The following is a 15,678-nucleotide window of genomic DNA, read 5'->3' on the forward strand; positions in this document are numbered from 1 at the left end:
GCGCAAGCCGGCGGGGCTTCTCGTTTTAATCAGGAAAACCGGTTGTCGCGCGGGAATCCGTTGGGCGGCATGCGGCCGGCCCCGCCCCGGGCGACCTTCCATTGCCACATCTCGGGCTCGGTCCGGGTGCGGCCCGTTTCGCCGCCCATCGCCCAACTCAGCCCTTCTTCCAGCTTGAAGGTGCGCGCATCCGCCAGCCCGCCATCGCGATAGCGTTGCAGCATGACGCCCTGCCCACGCGTCATCTCGGGCAGTTCCTCCAGATTGAAGACCACCAGCTTGCGGTTGTCGCCCACCACCGCGACGTGATCGTCGGCAGCGGCAATCGGATAGACGACCGCCAGCTTCGCCTTGTCCTTGAGGTTCACCACCTGCCGGCCCTTGCGCGTTTCGGCGAGGAGTTCCCCGGTCTGCGCCGCGAAGCCGCGCCCGGTGTCCGCCGCCAGCAGCAGCCGCTGGCCCGGCCGGTGTACGATCGCCGCAACAAGCTGGGCCGCGGCATCGATGTCGAGCGTGTTTCTGACCGGTTCCCCGAATCCCCGCGCGCCCGGCAGCTTGTCGGCCCCCAATGTGTAGAACCTGCCGTCGTCAGCGGCGAGCAGCAGCTTGTCGGTAGTCTGCGCATGAAAGGCGAAGGCGGGGCCATCCCCTTCCTTGTACTTCCAGTCCTGCGCCAGATCGACATGACCCTTGGCGGCCCGGATCCAGCCGCGCGCGGAGAGGATGACCGTGATCGGCTCCTTCTCGATCATTGCGTCCATGCTGAATTCGACCGCCGGTGCCGCCTCCGCCACCGTGGTGCGGCGGCGACCGAGGGCCGTGTCCTCGGCATATTCCTTGCGCAGCGCGGCCAGATCGCGCTTCAGCCTGGTGCGCTGCCGCGCCGGGCTGTCGAGCAGCTTATTGAGTTCCTCCTGCTCCTTGAGCAGGTCCTCGCGCTCCTTGCGGAGCTCCATCTCCTCCAGCTTGCGCAGACTGCGCAGCCGCATGTTGAGGATCGCCTCTGCCTGCCGGTCGGTCAGGTCGAACTCGGCCATCATCACCGGCTTGGGCTCGTCCTCGGTCCGGATGATCTCGATGATCCGGTCGAGGTTGAGGTAAGCGACGATGTACCCTTCGACCAGTTCCAGCCGCCGTGCGATCTGATCCAGACGGTGGCGGCTCCGGCGCTGGAGAATGTCGATCTGGCTGGCGGTCCAGTGGCCCAGCAGTTCCTTGAGCCCCATCACCATCGGCGTGCGCGTGGCATCCAGCACGTTGAGGTTGAGCCCGAAACGGGTTTCCAGATCGGTCAGCTTGTAGAGGCTTTCCTTGAGCAGTTCTGGATCGACGTTGCGGCTGCGCGGGACAAGCACCAAGCGGATCGCCTCGTCGCTCTCGTCTCGCACGTCTTCCAGGATCGGCAGTTTCCTGTCGGCGATCAGCTGGGCGATCTGCTCGATCAGCTTGCCCTTCTGCACCTGATAGGGAATTTCGCTGACCACCAGCTGCCATTGCCCGCCGCCAAGCCGCTCGATCCCCGCTTCCCGGTCCGCCGCATTGGCCGCCTCGGCCGCATGGAAGCGCCCGCGCACGCGGAAGCTGCCGCGGCCGGTCTCGTATGCGGCCGAAATGCTCTCGGGGCTGTCCACCACCCGCCCGCCGGTGGCGAAATCCGGCCCGTGAAACAGCTCCATCAAACGCGCATGCTCGACATGCGGGTTGTCGATCAGCTCCAGCGTGGCATCGATGATCTCGGCCACGTTGTGGCTGGGAATATTGGTAGCCATGCCCACCGCGATGCCGCTGGCGCCGTTGGCCAGCAGGTTGGGGAACAGGCCGGGGAAGATTTCCGGCTCTTCCTCCTCGCCATTGTAGGTGGGGACGAAATCGACCGTGCCCTGATCGAGCCCCTCCATCAGCCGCAGCGCCGTGCGCGTCAGCCGCGCTTCGGTGTAGCGGTAAGCGGCGGCGTTATCGCCGTCGATATTGCCGAAGTTCCCCTGCCCTTCCACTAGCGGATATCGCAGCGCGAAATCCTGCGCCAGGCGGACCATCGCGTCGTAGACGGACGCATCGCCATGCGGGTGATATTTGCCGATCACGTCGCCCACGACGCGGGCGGATTTCTTGAAGGCCGACGCCGGGTCCAGCTTCAGTTGCCGCATCGCCCACAGCAGGCGGCGATGCACGGGCTTCAGCCCATCGCGAAGATCCGGCAGGCTGCGCGCGGTGATCGTGGAGAGCGCATAGACGAGATAGCGCTCCGAAAGCGCGCTGTCGAAAGGGGCATCGACGATCGCGTCGAAGGGGTCCTTGTCCGTATCCAGAGTGTCGGCCATCGCCCCGCCCTACCAGCCTCGCAACTCGTCCTGCAATCCGGGACCAATTGCTGTCCCCACGCATTGCAAGAACAACCACACTTACAAAGGAGATACGGATTATGACCAAGGTTATGATTCTCGCCACCGACGGGTTCGAACAGTCGGAACTCATGAAGCCCCGCGACAACCTCAACAAGGCCGGCATCGAAACCACGGTCGTCAGCCTGGAAAGCGGAGAGATTAAGGGCTGGGACCAGAAGGACTGGGGCAAGAGCGTCAAGGTCGACATGACCGTGGACGAAGCAAACGCGGATGATTTCGACGCCCTGCTGCTGCCAGGTGGGCAGATGAACCCGGATATTCTGCGCATGAACGACGACGCGGTTCAGCTCGTCAAGGATTTCGCCGATGCGGGCAAGCCCATCGCGGCGATCTGCCATGGCCCATGGCTGCTGGCGGAAGCCGATATCATCGACGGTAAGACAGTGACCAGCTGGCCCTCGATCCGCACCGACCTGATGAATGCCGGTGCCGACGTGGTCGACCGCGAGGTGGTGCAGGACGGCAATCTCATCACCAGCCGCAATCCGGACGATATCCCGGCCTTCTCCAAAGCCCTGATCGAAAAGCTGGGTGCTAAGGTGAACGGCGAGCTCGAAAGCGCCTGATCCCTTCCACGTACTCAGGCGAATAGCGCCGAAAATCAGGGGGCGGTCGCATCCGTTGAGGGCGCGGCCGCCCTCTTTTCGTCTCGCCCCATAAGTGGCGAGGCCCGCTGACAAGGAAAGATGATGAACAGATTTGAAGGAAAGACGGTGCTGATTACCGGCGCCGCATCGGGAATGGGCAAGGCGGCGGCCCACCGCTTCTGCGAGGAAGGCGCCAATGTGGTAATGATGGATGTGGATGCCGACGAGTTGGAGGACGCCGCTTCCGACCTTCCCGACGACCGCACCCTAATCCAGCTGGGGGACACTTCGAAGAGTGACAATGCCGAAGCGGCGGTGAAGGCCGCGGTCGAGCGGTTCGGCGAGCTCGACGTGCTGGTCAACAACGCCGGCATTCATGCCCAGGGCGATGTCGCCAGCACGAGCGAGGAGGATTTCGACAAAGTCATGGCCGTCAACGTGGGTGGATATTACCGCATGGCGAAAGCCGCCATGCCAGAACTCAAGAAGCGCAAGGGCTCGATCGTGATGACGTCATCCGTTTCCGGCCTCGGCGGGGACTGGAACATGATGGCCTACAACACGTCCAAGGGCGCGGTCACCAACATGGTCCGCGCCATGGCTCTGGATGCGGCGAAAGATGGGGTGCGGGTAAATGCCGTAAATCCCAGTTTCACTGACACCGGCATGACGCAGGAGATGCAGGAGGATGACGAACTGATGGAGAAATTCCGCGAGCGGATGCCATTGGGTGCGCCCGCAGAACCGGAAGCCATCGCCGCGGTGATGGCGTTCCTCGCCAGCGAGGATGCCCGTATGGTCACTGGCGTGAACCTACCAGTCGATGGCGGCGTCATGGCGTCGAACGGACAGCCGGCGCTCTGAGCCTTCCATGCCCTGCGCCCGCCCCTAGTCTGGGATGGGACAAGGGCGGCAAGCTTTTCGGACCTATCGCACGGTTGATCCATTGCCTCTTCAACAGGGGAATTTGATGGCATCACCGATCCGTATCTTTGCGCTGCTTGTGGCGCTGTGTTTCTCGGGGCTGGCCGCCGCGCAGTCCGACCGCGACGTGGCACGCGCCTCCGAACCTTTTGTCTATCAGGTCGACACTGTGGCGATGGGCGGCAGCGTCGAGGCCGACCGGCTCGATCTTGGCACGCCGATGGGCCTTGTCGAAAGCTTCATGGCGGCGGGCGAGGCGCGCGAATGGGGCCGCGCGGCGGAGGCGCTGGACTACGCGCGCGTCGATGCACCCGACGGCCAGTCGCGCGAAGCGATCGCGGCCAAGCTCTACGATCTCATGCACCGCTCGCTGACCGTGGATTGGACCGCCCTGCCCGACCGCCCCGACGCGGTGGATACCCAGACCAGCAGCAAAGACCCGATGTCCGGGACCGCACGCCGCTCCATCACGCTGGCCACGCTGGCGCTGGACGATCGCACCGTTCCCATCCGTCTTGCCCGCGTGCAGATGCCAGGCGGGGAGCCGGTCTGGATGTTCAGCCGCCAGACGGTGGCGAATGTTCCCGCGCTTTACAGCCGATACGGCCCGACCGCCTTCGAACAAGCGCTGCCCGCACCGCTACGCAAGCAGGCGTTCTGGACGCTCGCGTGGTGGGAAGTGATCGCCCTGCCGCTGATCTTGCTGATCGCGGCGCTTGCTGCCGCACTCACCTATCTGGCGATCAAGCGCTGGCGGGATGCTGCGGGCGATGACGGCAAGCTTGTCGGCGTCCTTCAGGCCATCCACCTTCCTGCTACCCTGCTGGCCTTCGCCGGCACCTTCGCCATCGTGCGCGAAAGTTTCTTCCGGCTGTCTGGCCCGGTCAAGGACTTGCTCGATCCGCTCCAGCTCATCCTGGTGCTCGCAGCGGCGCTGGGCATCGCACTGTCGGTGATCGAGGCGATGTTCGAATTTGCCACCGACCGCCGCACCGACAAGCTGGAAGCGCCCGAGAACAACGACGATCGCAGCTTCTACACTCGGATGAGCGCGGTGCGCCGCATCGTCACCGCATTGTTGCTGGTCGCCGCGATCGGCATCCTGCTTGTCGCCAGCGACATCTCAACCACGCTGGGCTTCTCCATCATCGCCTCGGCGGGGTTGGTTGGGCTGGTCCTGGTCTTCGCCGCGCGCAAGGTGCTGGGGGATATCATGGCCAGCGTGCAGATCGCCTTCGCGCAGACCGCGCGGATCGGCGATGCCATCTACTACGATGGCCAGTGGTGCTATGTTGAAAAGATCGGCTTCACCCATCTCAGGCTGCGCACCTGGGACGAACGCCGTGTGATTGCGCCGGTCAGCACCTTCACCAGCGAAAGCTTCGAGAACTGGACCAAGCGCGATCCCAGCCTGATGATGCATGTCGAGCTGGAACTCGACAACCGCGCCGACGTGGAAGCGCTGCGCAAGCCCTTCGCCGATTTCCTGGAACAGGATCCCGACGTCATCGATGCCGAGGAGGCGAAGTGCCAGGTGGTGGGCCAGAACGCACGGGCGATGGTGGTGCGCTTCATGGCGCGCGCGCAGGATCCCAAGGCGGGATGGAACATGCATTGCCGCCTGCGCGAACACATGCTGGCCTCCGCATCGCGCCTGGATGCCGCCGCCGGGCACGAGCCGGCCCCCGCCTATATCCCGCGCGAGCGCGAGGTGCGGATGGATGTGTCCAGAGGGGAAGAAGCGGGCTGAGGCGAAATTTTCGATTTACCCTTGAAACTGATCGGAAGGCCGTGCATTTGTAAGAAGCGGGCCGGGCCCCTCTGGCGTGCGCGACAATGGCGCACGTGATGTCGGACCGCATCGGACATTCCGATGCGCGCGAGTGGGCCTTTGCGATTTTCCTCCGGCCCGACACCAGACGCATCGAACGTCCGATCGACATAGCCTCGATCAAGGAGACTAAGATGACGGCCCTGAAGTTCAGACTTACCCAGATGCACCAGCGGATCGACGAGCACCTGCGCATGGAACTGCGCAAGCGCCGGCCCGACTGGTTGGAGGTCCTGCGCCTCAAGAAAACCAAGCTGCGCGTGAAGGATGCGCTGCACCGCCTGTCGAGGACCGGCCAGCCGGCCTGATCCCCGCGTGAAGCAGGCCGCGGCGGCACGCGTCCATCGCCGCCCGCCGCGGCCCTTCCCCTTGCACCGACGACCAACGGAGAATGCCATGGCCTTGGCGATCGCACCCATGCTGCGCGAATTCATGCAAAAGGAAAGCGCGGGCGGCATCGTGCTGATCGTGGCGGCGGCGCTCGCCCTCATCGTTGCCAATTCCCCACTCGCTCCCGGCTATGGCGCTGCGCTCGACCTGCCCGTCATCGCCGGAATCGGCAATTTCATCATCGAGAAACCGCTGCTGCTGTGGATCAACGACGGCCTGATGGCGGTATTTTTCTTCCTCGTCGGACTGGAGGTGAAGCGCGAAGTGCTCGCCGGCCAGCTCGCCAGCTGGGACGCCGCCTCGCTTCCGCTGATCGCCGCCATCGGCGGCATGGCGATGCCCGCGGCGATCTATCTCGCCATCAATGCCGGCGAACCGGCGAACCAGCTCGGCTGGGCGATCCCGGCCGCCACCGACATCGCCTTCGCGCTGGGCGTGCTCGCGCTGCTCGGCCCGCGCGTACCCGTGGCGCTCAAGGCGCTGCTGCTGGCCATCGCAGTGATCGACGATATCGGTGCCATCGCGGTGATCGCACTGTTCTATACCGGTTCCATCGACCTTGGGATGCTGGGCGCGAGCGTGGCGGTGCTGGCGCTGCTCGCGATCGTGGGCCGTCTCAAGGTCGCCTCCAGCATTCCCTACGTGGTGTTGTCGATCCTGCTGTGGGTCTTCATCCTCAAATCGGGCATCCATGCCACGCTGGCAGGGGTCGCGGCGGCACTTTGCGTTCCCATGGTGGCGCGCGGCGGTTCGCGTCCGCTGGAACACATGGAACATGCGCTGCACCCCTGGGTCGCGTTCATGGTGATCCCGATCTTCGGCTTTGCCAATGCCGGGGTCCGCCTTGTCGGGCTGGATCCTGCTGCGCTGCTCGCGCCGCTCCCGCTGGGCATCGCGCTCGGCCTCCTGTTGGGCAAGCAGATCGGTATCTTCGGCTTCGCCTTTGCGGCGGTAAAGACGGGCCTCGCGCGCCTCCCTGAGGGGGTAACCTGGCGCCAGATCCATGCCCTGTCGCTGCTGGCGGCGATCGGCTTCACCATGAGCCTGTTCATCGGCAATCTCGCGTTCGTCGACCCGGAGCAAGTCGATGCGGTCAAGCTGGGCGTGTTGTCCGGTTCGCTGATCGCGGCACTAGCAGGCTTCGCCCTGCTTCGCAGCGTCCTGCCACGGAAGGCGGACGCATGATCGAGACCATCGCCTTGCTGATGGGCGGGCTCGCAGCCCTGCTGATCGGTGGCGAACTCCTGGTGCGCGGCGCGGTGGGCCTGGCCGAAAGAGCCGGGGTGACACCGCTGATCGTGGGTCTGGTCATCGTCGGCTTCGGCACCTCGGCGCCCGAACTGGTCGCCAGCGTCGAAGCCGCACTGGCAGGATCGCCGGCAATCGCATGGGGCAATATCGTCGGCTCGAATATAGCCAACTCGCTGCTGATCCTCGGGGCGGCGGCGCTGCTGGCGCCCATCGCGGTGCGCGCCGGATCGGCCCTGCGCGACAGCGGGGTCGCGCTCGCCGCCTCGGCGATGCTGATCGTCCTGGCAGTGACCGGTCTGACTGGCATCTGGATCGGCGTGGCGATGGTGGCCGCGCTCGTGCTCTATATCGCCTATTGCTATCGCCAGGAACGCGTCGACACGTCTCAGGCGGCGCACAGTGCCCCGCACGATCGCTCCTCGGCTCGCGAACTCGCCGATCCAGCCCTTCACCCCGACAGAAATGGCTGGGGGAAACCCATAGTGCTGACGCTGATCGGGCTTGCCCTATTGGTTGTCGGGGGACGCCTGCTGGTGACGGGGGCGATCGATCTGGCGCGCGTGGCGGGTCTCAGCGAAACGCTGATCGGCCTGACCATCGTGGCCATCGGCACGTCGCTGCCGGAACTGGTGACGTCACTGGTCGCGGCTCGCAAGGGCCAATCGGAGGTCGCCTTCGGCAATGTCGTGGGCTCCAACATCTACAATATCCTGGGCATCGGCGGCGTCACCATGATCGTGGCCCCCGGCGCGATACCCGAAAGCCTGTGGCCGCTGGACCTGGGGATCATGGCCGCGTCCGCTGCGCTCATCGTCGGGCTGATCGCGATGGGCCGGGGGATCGGACGCGCAATCGGGGGAACGCTGGTGCTCGCTTACGCGGCGTTCCTCGTACTCGCGACAATCATGCAATAATTGACCAAGACTAGAAGGGAGTACCGGAATGACAACGATATCTCGACGCAACGTGATAGGAAGCGCTGGCGCACTGGGTGCTGCCGCATTGGTCGGCGGCGGCGCGGCCGGATCGGCGACCGCCCAAACGGCGGTGAGGGGCATCGCCCCGGCTGGCAAGGATCTTACCCCGGATCAGGCACTCGACCTGCTTCGCGAAGGAAACGCCGCTTTCTTGCAGGGTTCGCAGACCAATGTGCTGACCGACGCGCAGCGGCGGCTGACCTTGGCCGGGGGGCAGGAGCCTTTCGCCGCTTACGTGACCTGTTCCGACAGTCGTGTTCCGCCAGAACTGCTCTTCGGGCGCGGGCTGGGAGAACTGTTCATCATACGCAATGCAGGCAACACCGTGGACACGGTCGCGCTGGGTTCGATCGAATATGCCGTCGCGGTGCTCAAGGTGCCGCTGGTGGTGGTGATGGGCCACGAAAGCTGCGGCGCGGTGAAGGCCGCGACCGAGGTAGTCAGCGAAAACGCCACTTTTCCCGGATCGATCGGGCGCATGGTGGAGCCCATCATTCCGGCAGTGCTGCAGGCGCGTGGTCAGGAAGGCGACAAGCTGGAAAATGCGGTGCGCCAGAACGTGCGGCGTGTCGTCGGACAATTGCGCAACCAGACCGATCCTCTCATGCTCGAACCGCAACAATCGGGTCGGCTGAAGGTCGTGGGCGCCTATTATTCGCTTGGTAGCGGCAAGGTGGATTTCTTCGATCTGCCCGAAAATGCGGGCTGAGCTCGCCCGCCCGTTCCCATTATCTGATCGAAAGGATGTTTCCAGGTTTCTCCGGCCGGCATCTTCCGGTCCGGTCGGGCGCGCTTCGCGTGTCGAGCCGTTATGATGAAATGCGTCCGGGCCCTGTGCTCAACAGCCAGGAACCGGACGCTAATCATTGGGAAGGCTAATGCACATCCCGTTGGTGATTCACGAAGAACCGTCCTCGAATGCGACTAGGGGACTTTCGCCCCGCGGCCGAAGAGGAACCCTACCACGAGGATGACGGCCGCGATGATCAGGAAGATCTTCGCAAGATCTGCGGAAAGACCCGCAACCCCGCCAAAACCAAGTAGCGCGGCGATCAGCGCGATAACGGCCAGAATGATTGCCCAGCGGAACATAAGACCACTCCTTTAAAAGGTACTTGGTTTCAAGCACTCGCACTGAACCGGTCCAACGTAGAATGGTTCCGCCTGACTTTCGGATTGTCGCGATTAGGGACGGTTTGACGACCGTCGGGGGGATCGAAGGACCGACGCACTTCAGCCGCGACGCATGTCGTGGGCCTCATGGGGAATTGTCACTGTCAGCCCGTCAAGATCCTCGGTCAGCACGATCTGGCAGGAAAGGCGACTGGTGCGGCACGCACCGGCGGCAAGATCGAGCATGTCCTCTTCCTCCTCGCTCGCCTCGGCGAGCTTTTCGAACCACTCCTTCGCCACGATGACATGACAAGTGGAACAGGCCATCTGCCCTTCGCATGTCCCCTCCAGCGGCATGCCGGCGGCCTGGGCAACGCCGAGCAGAATGTCGCCCGCCGCCGCTTCCGCTTCTACCGTTTCGCCGTGGGGGGTGGTGAAGTTGACTTTCATAGCGCCTGCGCCTGCGCGGCGGCGTTGATCGTCTCCGCCGCCTCGTCGATGTCTTCCAGGCTCGTGTAGCGGCCAAAGCCGAGCCGGATCGAACTCTTTGCCTCCGCGTCGGACAATCCGATGGCCTTGAGCACGTGGCTGGGCCGACCCGACCCGCTGGCGCAGGCCGATCCGGCGCTGAACATGATATTGCGGCAATCGCTCATCAGCCGGGCGACATCCAGGCCTTCGCGGCGGAGGTTGAGGTTGCCATGCCAGCGCGCCTCCTCGCTCCCGTTCACTTGCCAGTCCTTGAACCGATCACGGGCGCGTTCCCATAACCGTTCGATGTGTTCGCGGTCATGATCAAGCGATTGATCGGCAAGTTTCGCGGCCGCTCCCATGCCGGCGATCAGCGCCGGGCTGAGGGTGCCCGAGCGCACCCCTGCCTCCTGCCCGCCGCCGGTCTGGACCTCCTGCAACTCAAGGCCTTGCCTCACCCACAGCGCACCCACGCCCTTGGGTCCGTGGAACTTATGCGCGCTGATGGCGATCATGTCCGCGCCGGTGACCTCGATCTTGCCATAGGCCTGGACCGCGTCGCACAAATAGAGCGCGTTGTTTTCCTTGGCCTTTCTATGCCAGTCGAGCGTGGGCTGAATGGTCCCGATCTCGTTGTTGACCTGCATCACGCACACCAGCCTGGTATCTGCCGGCAGATCCTGATTGACGTTGCACTGTCCGTCCCTGGCGACGTTGAGGTAATGGGTTTTGCCCATGTCTCCAGCCGTATCCAGCACCGCGGCGTGTTCGATCGCGGACACGCTTACCGTCCCGCCGTGCCCGCTGCCACGGATTGCCAGATTGATGGCCTCCGTCGCCCCGGAAGTGAAGATCACCGTTCCCCCCGCCGGCAACAGCGCCGCGACCTGTTCGCGCGCCAGTTCCACCGCCGCCTTTGCCGTGCGGCCCATGCGGTGGGGGGAATGGGGGTTGCCGAACCCCGTGCCGCCCGGCCCGTCGAGCCATGCCATCATCGCGTCGCGCGCTTCCGGAGCAAGCGGGGTGGTGGCCTGATAATCCAGATAAATCATGAGGAAAGTCCAGACCAAGCTTCGATGAAACGATCAAGCTCTTCCTTGGTCGTCGTCCAGCCCAGACTTACCCGGATGGTCCGCGAGGCCGTCGCGTCATCGATCCCGAACCCCTCCAGAACACGGCTCTTCCTGAGCGTGCCGGAGGAACATGCGCTGCCGGCCGACACTGCAAAGCCCATGGCATCGAGCCTGATGAGCTGGGCCTGCGCGCTCATCGTCCGATGCGCGACAGCAAATATGTGCGAACAATGATAGCCGGGTTGGATTACCTCGCCGAATTCCATCAGGCCTTGCTTGAAGTCCAATCGCTCCTCAGCGGTCGTCGGCCATCCGTCCATGTCCGCCACCTCCAGCGCCGCCGCCATTCCCAGCGCGCCGGGAAGGTTCTCGGTCCCCTGACGATAGCCCCGCTCGTGCCCACCCACCGGCTCCAGCAGGGCGAAATCGCGCACCAGCAACGCCCCGATCCCGATGGGTCCGCCGAATTTATGCGCGGAGATCACGACCATATCGCCCACCGGAAGTGCGAATTTTCCGGCGCTCTGCGAACAATCTCGCAGCAAGAGGGAACCATGAGCGCGTATCGTGTCCAAACCGGGCAGCGCCGTTTCCGGCCACAGAATGGTGCCGGTTTCGGAATTGACACTCTGAACCGCGATCACCGCCGGTGGACCGCGCTCGAGCTCGCGGTGCAGAACATCGCCCGCAATATCGCCATCCAAAAGGGAAATCGTGTCGGCATCGGGCGTAGCGCGGAACACGGCTTCGTGTTCGACTGCGGAAACGAGACGCCGCTTCGTCTTCGCGCGGTGAAGTCCAAGGGCCAGCGCCTCGCTCGCTCCGGACGTGAAAATCAGTTCTCCTTCCCAATTTAGCGCAACCTTGATCCGCGCGCGCGCGTCTTCCAGCAACGCGCGCGCCTTGCGGCCTTCAGCATGCGGGCTGCTGGGATTTGCCCAGTGCCGCATGCCTTCCGCCATGGCCTCCCTGGCCTGCGGGCGCAGGGGTGTCGTCGCGGCATGATCCAGGTAGATGCGTTCAGAGATGGGACGAAGGCTCGAAAATATTGCGAATTGGCGGTTTGCCCCTATATAGCCCCCACCTCGGACGCGCCAGCCACGGCCAGCGTACCGCCACATCTTCTGACAGGTTTGCGATGCCCTCAGTCATCTTTCCCGGCCCCGAAGGCCGTCTCGAAGGTCGTTTTGCCCCCGCCCGGCGTCCGCGGGCGCCGGTTGCGATGATCCTGCACCCGCACCCGCACGGTGGCGGGACCATGAACGAGCAGATCACCCAGCGGCTCTACAAGACGTTCGTCGATCGCGGCTTTGCAACCCTGCGCTTCAATTTTCGCGGCGTCGGCAAGAGCCAGGGCAGCTTCGACAACGGCGTGGGCGAATTGTCTGACGCGGCGAGCGCGCTCGACTGGGTCCAGCAGATCCATCCCGAAGCGCAGACCACGTGGGTGGCCGGCGTCAGTTTCGGTGCCCTGATCGGCATGCAGCTTCTGATGCGGCGTCCGGAAATTCGCGGGTTCATTTCGATTTCGGCGCCCGCCAACATGTACGATTTCAGCTTCCTGGCGCCCTGCCCCGCCAGCGGGATCTTCATTCAGGGGGCGCAGGATACCGTGGTGCAGCCCAATTCCGTGCAAAAGCTGGTCGACAAGCTGCGCACGCAGAAGCACATCACGATTCATCACGAAGAAATTCCCCGTGCCAATCATTTCTTCGAGAACGAGCAGGAAGATCTGATGGCCTCGGTCGACAATTACCTCAATTTCCGGCTCGACCCGGCCTGCCCGATCCGCTGACCGACTGAAATCGCGTTGCTTTCAGCAACGCGAAAACGCTTGCCAAGTCAGATATGTTGTAACATCCTCTTCGAGATGGCCGATAGAAGCGGTCACGAGGAGAGGATGACCATGGCATTTCTTGACAGCAGAAACCGCCCCAGCGCCGCCAGCATGGCAGGGGTCGTCGCCATTCACGGCGCGGTTGGCGCAGCACTGATCCTGGGACTGACCATCAGCGGGACGATCATCGCCAAGGATCCGCCGCCCAGCACCTTCGATCTGCCCAAAACGCCCCCGCCCCCGGAGCCGCAACCGGTCGAGCCCCAGACAGAGGCCCCCGTCCAGCGTGACATCCAGGTGCCCCAGCCACCGATCGAGTTCAACCTGGATACGTCTCGGGTAAAGACCACCGAAGATATCCGCCCACTTCAACCCACCATTCCCATACCGAACACGGGCGACATCAAAATCGAGATTCCGGCGCCAACGCCAACGCCAACGCCAACATCCTCATTCGCCCCCACGCTCGCCAAGCCGCGCAACGATCCCGGACGCTGGGTCTCTACGGAAGATTATCGCGGAAACTGGATCCGCCGCGAACTGACCGGGCGCGTCGGCTTTCGCCTCGAAATCGCTGCCGACGGAAGGGTGGCGAACTGCAGCATCACCTCCTCCAGCGGTCATGCCGAGCTGGACGAGGCGACCTGCGCGCTCGTGTCTCGGCGCGCGAAGTTTCAGCCCGCGCGAAACGGATCGGGTGACGCCGTTGGCGGGTCCTATTCCAATGCCGTCGAGTGGCGACTGCCCCAATAGCGGGGGCCGACCAAGGGATCAGGGCGTCGCGTTCGGCGGTGGCGCTTCGGCCGGGGCCTGCGGTGCCGGCAGGCTCCAGATCGCGACATTGAGCAGGACGACGAGAGCCGCAACGGCCATCAGAATGGCCCTGCGGCGCTCGTTCGGTTTGCGCCAGAGATATGCTGCCCCGCCGAAAAGGGCGAGCGCCGCCAATACGGCGAGCGAGAGTATCCAGTCGGAATTCATGGCCGCGCCATAGCCGAGCACGCATACTTAACAAAGCGACTGTGGAACCGGGAGACACCGCCGCAGGTTTCTGAGCACGGGCGGCAAATTCGATGCGGCGCGCCAGGAGACCAGACAATGAGTATTTTCGGCAAGATCAAGGACGCGATCTTCGGACATGACGAGAAGCCCACAGCCCCCGCGCCGCGAAGACCTACGCCTCCTGCCCCAGGAACCGTCCGCACCGATTCGACCGTAGCCACGCGGGAGAAACCGCATGCAAAGCCGGTCATCAATATCGAGAACAGTCTGGATTCCATGCCCGGCGCCGACCGACTCAACTGGCGCACCTCCATCGTCGACCTGATGAAGTTGATCGGTGTCGATTCGGACTATGACAGCCGCAAGGCTCTGGCGCACGAATTGGGCCGCGCGGATTACTCGGGAAGCCCGGAAGACAATATCTGGCTGCATCAACGGGTGATGCAGGAACTGGCCAACAATGGCGGCGAGGTTCCAGAGAAGCTGCGCTAACCCACCCTCCCCCGGGGCTTTCGGCCCCGCCCAGAAAGAGGGCCCATGTTCGGCTTCGAGCCTTATCATATCCTGCTGGCAGCGACCGGCATCGCTATTGCCGCTTCGTACTGGTTGCCGCGTTTTCTATCGGGGCGGGAACCGGCGGCATCGGCAATGCTGGTCCTCACCGGCTGTCTGGTCTTCCAGTTTGCACCCGGCATGCCGGAGGCGCTCGATCCGGTCTCGGCGCCGCGCGTCTGGGAAGTGGCCGCAGAACTCTGCGTCATCATCGGACTGTTCGGAACGGGACTGCGGATCGACCATCTTGCCGTGAAGGACCAATGGCGCGCGACCGCTCGGCTGCTCCTTATCGCAATGCCGCTTACGATCGCGGCGCTTGCCTTCCTGGGCTGGATGGCGGCGGGAATGACGCTTGCCGGGGGCCTTCTACTGGGTGCGGTCCTCGCGCCGACCGACCCGGTCCTGGCGGGGGATGTGCAGGTGGGGCCCCCCCACGAGGGCGGCGAGCACCCGGTACGTTACGCCCTGACCACAGAGGCCGGCCTCAACGACGGTCTGGCCTTCCCCTTCGTCCACCTTGGAATACTTATAGCCGCCGCTGGCGGACTGACCGCAGGCCTGGCCGGCGAATGGCTGCTGCGCGACGTGGTTTATCGGATCGCCGTGGGAACCGCCGCCGGATGGGGCATAGGCTGGCTGCTGGGAAAGATACTTTTCGACTGGCCGCGGCATAATCCGCTATCGAAGACGCAATCGGGACTGATCGCCTTCGCCGGCGTACTGATGGCATATGGCCTGACCGAGATCGTCGAGGGATATGGGTTCATTGCGGCCTTCGTTTCGGGCATCACCCTGCGCCGTGTTGAAGAGGAGGATCACTTTCACAACCGCCTCCACGATTTCTCCGAATCGCTCGAACACACGCTGACCGCGATCCTGCTAGTTGCGCTTGGCGGGGCGCTGCCCGCCTTGTGGCCTTATCTTGATTGGCAGCACGCATTGATCGGCGTGGGCCTGGTTTTTGTCGTCCGACCGCTCGCTGGACAGCTCGCTCTCATCGGCACACCGCTGGAGGGACGCCAGCGCTGGGTGACGGCGTTTTATGGTGTGCGGGGGATCGGCTCGATCTACTACCTTGCCTATGCCGGGCACCATGTGGAGCTCGTAAACGAAGAAACGCTATGGGCGACCGTGGCGTTCACCATCGTTCTGAGCACGGTGGTCCATGGCCTCACCGCTGGCATAGCCGTAGAGCGCGCAACCGAGAACCTCGAAACGAAAGATCCCCGAAGCGCTTGAGCGCTCCGGGGTCTCTCCTCTCC

Annotated in this window: 17 protein-coding genes; 11 read left to right on the forward strand and 6 right to left on the reverse strand. The window is 63.9% G+C overall.

Annotated elements, in window-relative coordinates; translation table 11 throughout:
• Nucleotides 1-29 precede the first annotated feature (29 nt).
• Nucleotides 30-2,321 (reverse strand): DNA topoisomerase IV subunit A, encoded by a 2,292-nt coding sequence (gene parC / locus ACFDTG_RS01740; protein WP_375289360.1) that lies wholly within the window; start codon nucleotides 2,319-2,321, stop codon nucleotides 30-32.
• 101 nt (nucleotides 2,322-2,422) lie between these two features.
• Between parC and ACFDTG_RS01745 the strand changes: the two genes are divergently transcribed.
• The 7 genes from ACFDTG_RS01745 (at nucleotide 2,423) to ACFDTG_RS01775 (ending at nucleotide 9,074) form a co-directional block, all read left to right on the forward strand.
• Nucleotides 2,423-2,971, forward strand: a complete 549-nt coding sequence (locus tag ACFDTG_RS01745) for a type 1 glutamine amidotransferase domain-containing protein (protein ID WP_375289361.1) — start codon at nucleotides 2,423-2,425, stop codon at nucleotides 2,969-2,971.
• A gap of 120 nt (nucleotides 2,972-3,091) precedes the next feature.
• A complete protein-coding gene (locus ACFDTG_RS01750) occupies nucleotides 3,092-3,856 on the forward strand; it encodes an SDR family NAD(P)-dependent oxidoreductase (RefSeq protein WP_375289362.1) in 765 nt (254 codons plus the stop codon).
• Between the two features lie 106 nt (nucleotides 3,857-3,962).
• Nucleotides 3,963-5,666 carry a mechanosensitive ion channel family protein gene (locus tag ACFDTG_RS01755; protein ID WP_375289363.1) on the forward strand — a complete coding sequence of 568 codons (1,704 nt, stop codon included), beginning with the start codon at nucleotides 3,963-3,965 and terminating at the stop codon, nucleotides 5,664-5,666.
• A 98-nt stretch (nucleotides 5,667-5,764) separates the two neighbouring features.
• Entirely contained in the window at nucleotides 5,765-6,055 is a 291-nt protein-coding gene (locus tag ACFDTG_RS01760; RefSeq protein ID WP_375289364.1) for a DUF465 domain-containing protein, read from the forward strand.
• 88 nt (nucleotides 6,056-6,143) lie between these two features.
• On the forward strand, nucleotides 6,144-7,322 hold the full coding sequence (gene nhaA / locus ACFDTG_RS01765; RefSeq protein WP_375289365.1) for a Na+/H+ antiporter NhaA: 1,179 nt from the start codon (nucleotides 6,144-6,146) through the stop codon (nucleotides 7,320-7,322).
• A complete protein-coding gene (locus tag ACFDTG_RS01770; protein ID WP_375289366.1) occupies nucleotides 7,319-8,302 on the forward strand; it encodes a calcium/sodium antiporter in 984 nt (327 codons plus the stop codon). Before nhaA ends, ACFDTG_RS01770 begins: the two co-directional genes overlap by 4 nt.
• Before the next feature lie 28 nt (nucleotides 8,303-8,330).
• Nucleotides 8,331-9,074 (forward strand): carbonic anhydrase, encoded by a 744-nt coding sequence (locus ACFDTG_RS01775; RefSeq protein ID WP_375289367.1) that lies wholly within the window; start codon nucleotides 8,331-8,333, stop codon nucleotides 9,072-9,074.
• 215 nt (nucleotides 9,075-9,289) lie between these two features.
• Here ACFDTG_RS01775 and ACFDTG_RS01780 read toward each other — a convergent pair whose 3' ends face one another.
• From ACFDTG_RS01780 to ACFDTG_RS01795, 4 genes are all read right to left on the reverse strand, one after another.
• Entirely contained in the window at nucleotides 9,290-9,457 is a 168-nt protein-coding gene (locus ACFDTG_RS01780) for a DUF1328 domain-containing protein (protein WP_375289368.1), read from the reverse strand.
• Between the two features lie 141 nt (nucleotides 9,458-9,598).
• Nucleotides 9,599-9,928: a 2Fe-2S iron-sulfur cluster-binding protein gene (locus ACFDTG_RS01785; protein WP_375289369.1), complete on the reverse strand. Its 330-nt coding sequence runs from the start codon at nucleotides 9,926-9,928 to the stop codon at nucleotides 9,599-9,601.
• Nucleotides 9,925-11,001 carry a cysteine desulfurase family protein gene (locus ACFDTG_RS01790; protein WP_375289370.1) on the reverse strand — a complete coding sequence of 359 codons (1,077 nt, stop codon included), beginning with the start codon at nucleotides 10,999-11,001 and terminating at the stop codon, nucleotides 9,925-9,927. The genes ACFDTG_RS01785 and ACFDTG_RS01790 overlap by 4 nt, the downstream gene beginning before the upstream one ends.
• Nucleotides 10,998-11,984 carry a cysteine desulfurase family protein gene (locus tag ACFDTG_RS01795; protein ID WP_375289371.1) on the reverse strand — a complete coding sequence of 329 codons (987 nt, stop codon included), beginning with the start codon at nucleotides 11,982-11,984 and terminating at the stop codon, nucleotides 10,998-11,000. The genes ACFDTG_RS01790 and ACFDTG_RS01795 overlap by 4 nt, the downstream gene beginning before the upstream one ends.
• 176 nt (nucleotides 11,985-12,160) lie before the next feature.
• On the opposite strand from ACFDTG_RS01795, the gene ACFDTG_RS01800 reads away from it, so the two are divergent.
• Together ACFDTG_RS01800 and ACFDTG_RS01805 are read left to right on the forward strand one after the other, a co-directional pair.
• The gene (locus ACFDTG_RS01800; protein ID WP_375289428.1) at nucleotides 12,161-12,817 is read left to right on the forward strand and encodes an alpha/beta hydrolase; all 657 of its coding nucleotides are present in this window, start codon (nucleotides 12,161-12,163) and stop codon (nucleotides 12,815-12,817) included.
• 75 nt (nucleotides 12,818-12,892) lie between these two features.
• Nucleotides 12,893-13,612: an energy transducer TonB gene (locus tag ACFDTG_RS01805; protein WP_375289372.1), complete on the forward strand. Its 720-nt coding sequence runs from the start codon at nucleotides 12,893-12,895 to the stop codon at nucleotides 13,610-13,612.
• Between the two features lie 18 nt (nucleotides 13,613-13,630).
• On the opposite strand, the gene ACFDTG_RS01810 is transcribed toward ACFDTG_RS01805, so the two are convergent.
• A complete protein-coding gene (locus tag ACFDTG_RS01810; RefSeq protein WP_375289373.1) occupies nucleotides 13,631-13,840 on the reverse strand; it encodes a hypothetical protein in 210 nt (69 codons plus the stop codon).
• A gap of 117 nt (nucleotides 13,841-13,957) precedes the next feature.
• Between ACFDTG_RS01810 and ACFDTG_RS01815 the strand changes: the two genes are divergently transcribed.
• Entirely contained in the window at nucleotides 13,958-14,353 is a 396-nt protein-coding gene (locus ACFDTG_RS01815; RefSeq protein ID WP_375289374.1) for a DUF3597 domain-containing protein, read from the forward strand.
• Nucleotides 14,354-14,398: 45 nt separating this feature from the next.
• Nucleotides 14,399-15,655 (forward strand): cation:proton antiporter, encoded by a 1,257-nt coding sequence (locus ACFDTG_RS01820; protein ID WP_375289375.1) that lies wholly within the window; start codon nucleotides 14,399-14,401, stop codon nucleotides 15,653-15,655.
• The last annotated feature ends 23 nt before the right edge of the window (nucleotides 15,656-15,678 follow it).

Origin of the sequence: Qipengyuania sp., assembly GCF_042095715.1 — a bacterium.
GTDB lineage: Bacteria > Pseudomonadota > Alphaproteobacteria > Sphingomonadales > Sphingomonadaceae > Qipengyuania.